The sequence below is a fragment of the Shewanella sp. 4t3-1-2LB genome (genome assembly GCF_017368415.1).
In the GTDB taxonomy this organism is placed as follows: domain Bacteria; phylum Pseudomonadota; class Gammaproteobacteria; order Enterobacterales; family Shewanellaceae; genus Shewanella; species Shewanella fodinae.
Genome location: NZ_JAFNJD010000007.1, coordinates 90,914 through 99,230, shown reverse-complemented (window position 1 = coordinate 99,230; position 8,317 = coordinate 90,914). Strand labels below are relative to the sequence as shown.

The window sequence follows — 8,317 nt, the reverse complement described above, 5'->3', positions numbered from 1 at the left end:
TTGTGTTAAATATTATTTGTTGATCACATAATTGTTAGCTTTTAATTGGATTTAAATTTATGTAATTGAACTTATAAGGTGAATATTCAATGCTTATTTGTCTGTGAAATGAAGGTGTATTCATAAATGCTATGAATACATGATTAATTTTGAATGAATGATGATGAATTGCTTTTTGCAGAAAATAGCAAAAAGGTGTGGTATAAAAAATCCGGAGACAACCGTGGAGATAGCCGATTGTCTCCGGTTGGGATTAACGGCTCACCATATTGCGGATACGTTCAGCTTTCTCCCCAGCGGTTTCGTTGCTGGGCGCCGGTATTTGCAAGCCTCGCTGTACTGCCGGACGTGCGGCGATTAGCTGCAGCCAGCGTTGCAGGTGCGGTAACCCGTCAATGCTGATACCGCTCCATTCATGGATATTGACCCAAGGCCAACTGGCAATATCGGCAATGCTGTAGTCGTTACCCGCAAGGTATTGGCTGTGTGCCAACTGGCTATCCATCACTTCAAATAGACGACGGCCTTCATTCTGATAACGCTCAATGGCTTCGGGGATCTTTTTTGGAAAGTAACGGTAGAACACGTTTGCTTGCCCCATCATCGGGCCGACACCGCTCATCTGAAACATCAGCCACTGGATCACTTGGGACCGTGCTTTGGCTTCTGCCGGTAACAATTGGCCGGTTTTCTCCGCCAGATATAGCAAGATAGCACCCGATTCAAACACGGCAAAATCATCGTTGTCATGGTCCACAATGGCAGGAATACGGCCGTTGGGATTAATTTTTAGAAACGCAGACTGTTTCTGCTCCTTGGCAGCTAAATCCAGTGCATGAACTTGATAGTCCAGTCCCAGTTCTTCTAAAGCAATCGAGATTTTGTGGCCGTTAGGCGTGGCGGCGGTATACAACTCAATCATGGGAACTCCTTTACGATTATAAAAACGCATCATGCTGCTGCAACATCTGATACCAGTCACTGATACGCGGGTAGTTGCCGATGATCACTAACTGTAGTCGGGCTTCGCAGAAGGTGATCAATACATAAGCGCTGATGTCGGCGACTGTGAGGTGTTTCCCGGCCAGGTAATGCTGGCTTTGCAGCTGTTGCTCCAGTAACGGCATAAACTCAGTGACGCGCTTTTTGCTTTCTTCACCCCAGGCACTGACACAGGTTTCTCGGTCACGGTAGACGCCGGAAAGATTACGGAATGCTTGGAAGGCTGGGATTAACCCCTGCCACTCCACAATGCGATTCCACATCTCTACCTGTGCTTTCTCTAATGGCGTTTGACCAAACAGATACCGTTGATTCGGAGTAACTTCGTCAAAGTAGCGGCAGATGGCCAAGCTCTCGCACAGATGGGTATTGGCATCAATTTCCAGCAGCGGTACTTTCAGGTTGATGCTCATTTGTCGGTAGGTTTCCGAGAGGTTTTCACCACCACGAATATCAACAGTGACTCTTTCAACTTCGACACCAAGGGCTTTCAAGAAGATATTAACCCGGCGACAACTGGGGGTGGTGGCAACTTCATAGAGTTTCATCAGGCGCTGACCTTTTTCGGAACGATCGGTTAGATTACACTCTAGATAATATCAGAACGATCAGTCAAGAATAACTTGAGGAAATGTTATGGCACGTAGTTGCGGTTTTGACCACGAGCAAAAACTGGAACAGGCGATGCAGTTGTTCTGGGAAAAAGGCTTTGCCAACACCTCAATAGCCGATTTGGTGCAGCGATTGGGGATCAACCGCTTCAGCCTGTACAACAGTTTTGGTGATAAACAGGCATTATACGAAGCAGCACTGCAGCGCTATTTGGCTAAGGCGACACAACACCTGCAGCCGTTAATGCAACCAGACGCTGGGTTAGCACAAATAGAGGCGTTTTTGCGGCAGTTTGAACAACGGCAGCAGGACAATCCGTTCGGCTGTTTTATTCAAAATGCGGTGGTTGAGTATGCAGGAACCGATGCGATGGTAACGGCACAGGCTCAGCAGCTGTTTAGTCAGGTGCAATTGGCGCTACGAAATGCCCTCGAAAATGGTCAGCAGCAGGGCAATATTAGCCTCAAACTACCGGCAGACGATTTGGCAGCGTTGATGTTAGTGCAGATGCAGGGTATGCGGGTGATGAGCAAAGCCCAGCGTTACCAAGATATCAGCCGTGCTGTCGACAGCTTGTTACAGATCTTGCGCAGTTAAATGCTTGCAAACGAAAAGGCGGTCACAGCCGCCTTTTTAAGTGGATATGCGTATTATTGTGGCCCCGGCGGAGCAAATTTTGCCATCCACTCCTGCACTTGATGGTACCAATAGATGGAGTTATTGGGTTTCAGTATCCAATGATTTTCGTCCGGGAAATACAGCATACGTGATTCTACGCCACGGCTTTGTAAGGTGCGAAACAGCTCAAATCCTTGCCCAACTGGCACGCGAAGATCCAGTTGCCCATGGCTGATTAATGTTGGGGTATTAAAGTTAGCTGCAAAGTAATGTGGCGAGATAGTTTGGTACAACGCTGGATTGTCCCAGTAGTTGCCAAAGCGGGTGCTGTGTACGGCAAAGTCTGATGCCATTTGTGAATACATATCGTACACCGCCGCATGGATTAGCAACGCCTTGAATGGCTGTTGTGGCGTGCCAAGTATGATAGAACTTAGGTATCCCCCGTAACTGCCACCTCCAGCGACCATACGTTCACTGTCTATCCAGGGTTGATTTTTAAACCAGTCGGCAGCTTTCAGCACGTCTTCCAATGATTTGCTTTTCCAGTCCGGGTTGATGGCATCGGCATAGGCCTGACCAAAACCACTGGAGCCATGGAAATTAGGCCAGGCTGTGACATAGCCCCAAGAAGCGAATGTCTGGGCATTCCAGCGAAAGTGAAAGCCATCGCCAATGGCATTGTGCGGTCCACCATGGATCAACAGAAACAACGGATACTTTTTACTGCGATCAAATCCAGGCGGGTAATGCACCCACATCTGAATATCATCCCCGTTGTAGCCCTTATAAGTGACGGATTCATAGCTACCAAGCCGCACATCGCGCAATACGTCATCGTTGAACTTATCCAGACGTGACACTTTGCCATTTTGGGGATTAATACTGACTAACTGTGGTGGTTGCAGGAAACTTTCATTGCTAGCGACCAACAGTCCTGTGTCACTCACTGACGGTAGGCTGAAATTGGTGTTATGCGTAATGGCACGGTGCTGACCGCTTTGGGCATCGATGTAGTAGATACGATTGGTCGCGGCATCATCTATGCTGGCGTAAAAGCCTTTGCTGTCAGGCGTCCAGCGCCAGTTATTGATGGAGCGATCCCAGTTGTCGCTGAGACTGCGTAGTTTGCGACTACTAAGATCCAACAACACCAGTCGTGCGGTATCCGCATAAAATCCGGGGATATGTTGTTGGTTAAACGCCAGTGTCTTTCCGTTTGGGCTGAATTGTGGAGCGTCATCGGCTGCAGGATTATCTGGGGTGATATTTTCGGCGTTGTTGCTACCAATCGCTGCCAGAAACAGGTCCAAGTTGGGGTCGACGCGGTTAGCTGAGCCATAGCTGGAAAATGCAATCCATTTTTCGTCAGCTGAAATGTCATAGCTGCTGCGTCCTTGGTTAGAACGGAACAACTCATGGCCTAATGGTTGGGTAATCGCAGTAACTTCGCCCCCATCTGCCGGGATCCGAAATACATGAGCCTCACGGCGTTCGTCCAGCCAGTGATCAAAATAGGCATAGGGCAAGGCATTCCATTGATGGGCACTGACTTTATTGTCTTTGTCAGCTTTCAGCTGTTCTTTTATCTGTTCCCAGTTTTTACCGGGAAAAACATGGCTGATGAAATACAGATGCTTGCCGACCCACTTGAGACCTGAAACGCCGCTAGGGACATCACTCAGCCGCTGTGCTTCACCTGGTTGGTTCAGCGGTAATAGGTATATCTGACCCGCTTCGTCGTCGTTGCGTTTACTGATAAATGCCAGTGTGCTGCCATCAGGTGAAAATACCGGCTCACTGACTTTCATTCCGGCGATAGTTAATGGTCGTTGCTGGTTGCCATTCGGTGCAAACCACCATAACTGGGTCGAACTTTTATCGGTTTTAACATCGTACTCAGTAACCGGGGCAATAATGTGATTGCCGGCCGGGGCCACCACTGGTGTACCAATACGTTTAAGCTGCCATAGGACTTCTGCCGATAACGGTTTATTGGCTTCGGCCAGTGCTGACGTCATTGGCAGCAGTAGACAGAGTAGAATTAACGCTGTTTTTTTCACTCGCAGGCTCCTTGGAATAATGAGTGGCAGCTTAACTGCCAGTGATTTCCGGTGTTAACTATAGTCGCGAATGTTGAAAATAAACTGAGCGGATAACGCGGAGAGTAACCCGCCGAGGGCTGATATCAATCAGTCGGCGCGAGGGTTCTTCGGTACGGGCTTATCGAAACGGCTGAAATCCGGGCGCGGTAAGCTATCCAAGATACGGTAAAGTGCGATAACCAATACAGTTAACAAGGCAGCGGTGGCGAACAGTGCTGGTCCGCCCCAGTGATCAAGAATAATCCCACCCCCTAAGGGCGCGAGTGCAAAGCCAAAATCATAGGCAGACGCCGCGCCGAAATACGCGCCGCGCAGATGATCCGGTGCCAGTCTGTCGATGTGCACATTCATGGTGGGAAATAGAATGGTTTCACCCAAACTGAGCACAACTATGGCACCAATCCAGCCCCAGAATAGTTCAATGGGATTCAGTGCCAGCCATAGTTGCGATACCAGTAACAACAGTAAACCCATTTGAATGCGTCGTGTTAGTGGATAACCTGCCAACAATTTCAGCAACAGAAACTGCGATGAGATAATTACGCAGGCGTTGGTAAAGATAATGCTTGATATCAACGACAAAAGTTCAGGCGCCTGCGCTCGGGTCAGGTATTGGATCAGTGAACTGTCGGTCTGAGCATAAATAAACATGCAGAGAATATTGGCAAGGATCAGACACTGTAGCAGTTTGTCCGCCAATAATACTTTTAGCGTCATGGCCACACCGTAACGGGCGGGAGGTGGTGTATCAGCAACCTGCGTCGGGCGTTTTGGTGGCTGATGTTGAAAGCCCCAATGCAACATCAACATCAACAAGGCAAAGGCCGCCGCCGTGATATAAAAACTGGATTGTTGCCCGGTCAAACCCATCCAAACACCTGCGATGGGGCCTACGGCACACCCGGCATTGACCATAAAATATAATGCTTGCATTGCCAATTCACGGGTCTGTGGCTCGGCAATAATGTCACCTATGGTCGTAGCCGTCAGTGGTCGCCAAAGCGAGGTCGCAATGGCACAAAGTGTCATCACCGCCACATAACCGCTTACCGAATTGACCTGCGCCAACAGTGAAAATGAGATGATGTACAACCCGCCAGTCACATACATCAGCGTACGGCGACCAAAGTGATCTGAGAGCGCGCTGCCGATAAAACTGGTGAATACGGCAATTACTGCGGCATTGGACAACACCAAGCCTACCTGCGTCGCCGTCAGCGCAAATTTTTCATACAGGATCACCGCGAGAAACGGCCACACCATGAAGTAGCTGCCACGGGTAAAGAACGACCCCAGCAGCAGGATTCACATCAGTGGCGGAAATTGCCGGATGTGGGCCAGAGAAATATCGCTGTACACCTGAGTTGTTTTTACCTGAAATGTTAATGAAATGAGTAGATTTAGGATTGTAGCGATCTGGCGTAATTTTAGATAGTCAGTCGAAAGCTTTTCATCCCATCACCCGCAATTAGGCTGCAGAGGTAAGCGTTTTTTGCTATTGTCGGCGCTTTTCTGTGTGCGAACGTCAATACAGTTGTATTTCCGAAACGATAGTTTTCTGCAGCAATAATTTTACGCGTATGACGAGATATTTCTCTAACGTTAATTGTTACTTAATTTTTGCCCCTTAGTTTGGCGAGTCTGACTCTCAGCACAGTATAGGATTAGGTCTGCTGTGCCATTTATGGATAACACAAGGAACGCGATGAAACCTTTTCAATCACTGTTTACCGCCGCACTGCTGGGTGGTGCCATGATGTACAACGTTAGTGCTCAGGCCGCTAGCACTATTGAAATATCCGGTGATGCTGGCTTGGTGCTGGTGCCAGCGCTGGCTTGGGGCATGAGCCAATGGCGGAATGATGATGAAGGTCAGCAGCAGTTTTACTGGTCAATGGGCAGCACTTTAGTGACGACCGAACTGTTGAAGTACACCATCCATGAACGGCGGCCGGACGGTGACGGTAATGATAGCTTTCCTTCGGCCCATACCTCGTTGACCTTTTCGGCGGCTACCTATATCCAGCAGCGTTATGGTTGGAAAAGCGCACTGCCATTTTATGCGGCCGCCAGTTATGTTGGTTGGACTCGCGTGCAATCAGAGCGTCATCACACCAAAGATGTACTCGCTGGGGCGCTGATAGGTTATCTTAATGCCCGTTATTTTACTGAGCCTTATCATGGTGTGCAGGTTTCTGCTTATGCGGAAGGCGGGAGTATCGGCTTGAACTTGCATATGGCATTCTAGAACGATAGTTTTTTGTCGGAACTTTGCGTGAAAAATCAGTCTTTCATCAAGAAATTAACATACGCTGTTGATGGTTTTTTCTATGCGGTAAAGCAAGAGCATAATATGCGCCGTCATCTGGCGGCGGCACTATTGGCGGTGTTGCTATTCGCCTGGTTGCAGCCTGCAGCGTTATGGTGGGCGCTTATTGTGCTGTGTATTGCGTTGGTGTGGGCGGCTGAATTGATTAACTCGGCACTAGAAGGCTTGATCGACCATCTACACCCTCAGATCCATCCGCAAATAAAACATGTGAAAGACATGCTAGCCGCGATGGTGCTGGTGTTCAGTGTGGCAGCTGTGATCGTTGGTCTGCTAGCATTATACTCCTGCCTATAGCCTAACTTTCTGTTACTGTTTATTAGCAACTGCTATGAAACATCTCATTGAATCGTTGCCATTATTGCGTTAGCTTGTCATTAGCGTTGTCATCATAAGGATATAGCTGTGCAAGGTTGCATTGATGCGTTTTCATTGTTAAGTCATTCGTTTTTTTCTCCTCGTAAAACCTTTTACTGCGGTCTTTTAGCGGCGGCAGTTGTTGTGTCTTCTCCGGTGTTTGCTGACAGTAATAGTGATAAGTTTCATGTGGCCTATCAAGCATATCAGTCAGCAGTTGACGCTAAGAATAACGAGCAGATCCTGCTGATGGCAGCGCAGGTTTATAAGCTGGGTGAATCCGTTTACGCCAAAGACAGCGCCGATTTTGCCGCACTCACTATGAATTGGGCACGAGCACTGAGCCACAATACCTCACGAACGTTTGCGCAAGATAACGATAAGCGTCAACAGGCCAATGCCTTGTATCAACAGGCGCTAAAGATCTACCAACACCTTTATGGTGACGACTCAGTGCAGTTAATTGACGCTTTGCTAGGAATGGCTGCAACCGAAAAAAGTCCGACTCATGCTGACAGTGTGTATCGTAACGCCATCGATATTGCTGAGGATAGTCATGATCAACTGTTAGCAGCCAGCATCAAGATGACCGCGTTTCATGATCTTTATGGTTCCAGTGCCTATACCCGTAGCGTGCGTGATTATGCATTTGAGGCCTACGATGTATTTAAGGAAAAATTGGCGGTTGATGCTGTCAGCCGCGTTGAAACTGAATTTGAAGTTGCCAAAATATATTTTATTGAAAGGAAGTACGCGGCGGCAGAACCACTATTTCTGGACGTCGTTAAGCAGTTTTCAGTGCTCAAGTATTCCCACCCCTATGCGCTTTCGGCGCATGCGATGTTAGTCAGGCTCTATCAACAGCAAAATAATCCTGATAAAGCTACAGAGCACTGCCAGGCGATTGGCCGTATGACGCCGTGGAAGGAGAACCAAGAGCAAACGCCGCTGTTTAGAGTTCCACCAGAATACCCGTATACTGCGGCCAAAAGGTTGCAAGATGGCTGGGTGCAACTGGAATTTACCATCGACAAGGACGGTTTTGTTAAAGATCCTAAGGTGTTGCAATGGGAAGGCAGCAAAGCATTTGAAGCCAGTAGCATCAAAGCGCTGGAGCGCTGGCGATATGCGCCTAAATTTGAGAACGGTGAACCAGTAGCCGCGACCAGTCGCGTTCAGCTAGATTACAAGATTAACCGCTAAACGGTGTGTTAGTAGTGGTATTTAATTTACAGTAGCATGCCATGAATATAGAGGTTGTAGCACTTTACTATGTCACTGCTAATGTTAGGTC

8 protein-coding genes are annotated in these 8,317 nt (G+C 48.2%); 4 read left to right on the top strand and 4 right to left on the bottom strand.

Annotated elements, in window-relative coordinates; all coding sequences use genetic code 11:
- Nucleotides 1-253: 253 nt before the first annotated feature.
- Together J3L11_RS04690 and J3L11_RS04685 are read right to left on the bottom strand one after the other, a co-directional pair.
- Nucleotides 254-922: a glutathione S-transferase N-terminal domain-containing protein gene (locus J3L11_RS04690; protein WP_207570281.1), complete on the bottom strand. Its 669-nt coding sequence runs from the start codon at nt 920-922 to the stop codon at nt 254-256.
- Between the two features lie 16 nt (nt 923-938).
- On the bottom strand, nt 939-1,550 hold the full coding sequence (locus J3L11_RS04685; RefSeq protein ID WP_133037920.1) for a glutathione S-transferase N-terminal domain-containing protein: 612 nt from the start codon (nt 1,548-1,550) through the stop codon (nt 939-941).
- Nucleotides 1,551-1,638: 88 nt separating this feature from the next.
- Here J3L11_RS04685 and J3L11_RS04680 point away from each other — a divergent pair, with 88 nt between their 5' ends.
- On the top strand, nt 1,639-2,211 hold the full coding sequence (locus J3L11_RS04680; RefSeq protein WP_133037919.1) for a TetR/AcrR family transcriptional regulator: 573 nt from the start codon (nt 1,639-1,641) through the stop codon (nt 2,209-2,211).
- 53 nt (nt 2,212-2,264) lie between these two features.
- On the opposite strand, the gene J3L11_RS04675 is transcribed toward J3L11_RS04680, so the two are convergent.
- Together J3L11_RS04675 and J3L11_RS04670 are read right to left on the bottom strand one after the other, a co-directional pair.
- Nucleotides 2,265-4,295 carry a S9 family peptidase gene (locus tag J3L11_RS04675; RefSeq protein WP_133037918.1) on the bottom strand — a complete coding sequence of 677 codons (2,031 nt, stop codon included), beginning with the start codon at nt 4,293-4,295 and terminating at the stop codon, nt 2,265-2,267.
- Between the two features lie 129 nt (nt 4,296-4,424).
- Nucleotides 4,425-5,642: an MFS transporter gene (locus J3L11_RS04670; RefSeq protein WP_243691923.1), complete on the bottom strand. Its 1,218-nt coding sequence runs from the start codon at nt 5,640-5,642 to the stop codon at nt 4,425-4,427.
- A 400-nt stretch (nt 5,643-6,042) separates the two neighbouring features.
- On the opposite strand from J3L11_RS04670, the gene J3L11_RS04665 reads away from it, so the two are divergent.
- The 3 genes from J3L11_RS04665 to J3L11_RS19640 all read left to right on the top strand — a co-directional run bounded on the left by J3L11_RS04665 (nt 6,043) and on the right by J3L11_RS19640 (nt 8,226).
- Nucleotides 6,043-6,585, top strand: a complete 543-nt coding sequence (locus tag J3L11_RS04665) for a phosphatase PAP2 family protein (RefSeq protein WP_133037917.1) — start codon at nt 6,043-6,045, stop codon at nt 6,583-6,585.
- Nucleotides 6,586-6,612: 27 nt separating this feature from the next.
- The gene (locus tag J3L11_RS04660; protein ID WP_347566497.1) at nt 6,613-6,963 is read left to right on the top strand and encodes a diacylglycerol kinase; all 351 of its coding nucleotides are present in this window, start codon (nt 6,613-6,615) and stop codon (nt 6,961-6,963) included.
- 108 nt (nt 6,964-7,071) lie between these two features.
- Entirely contained in the window at nt 7,072-8,226 is a 1,155-nt protein-coding gene (locus J3L11_RS19640; protein WP_207570280.1) for an energy transducer TonB, read from the top strand.
- Nucleotides 8,227-8,317 lie beyond the last annotated feature (91 nt).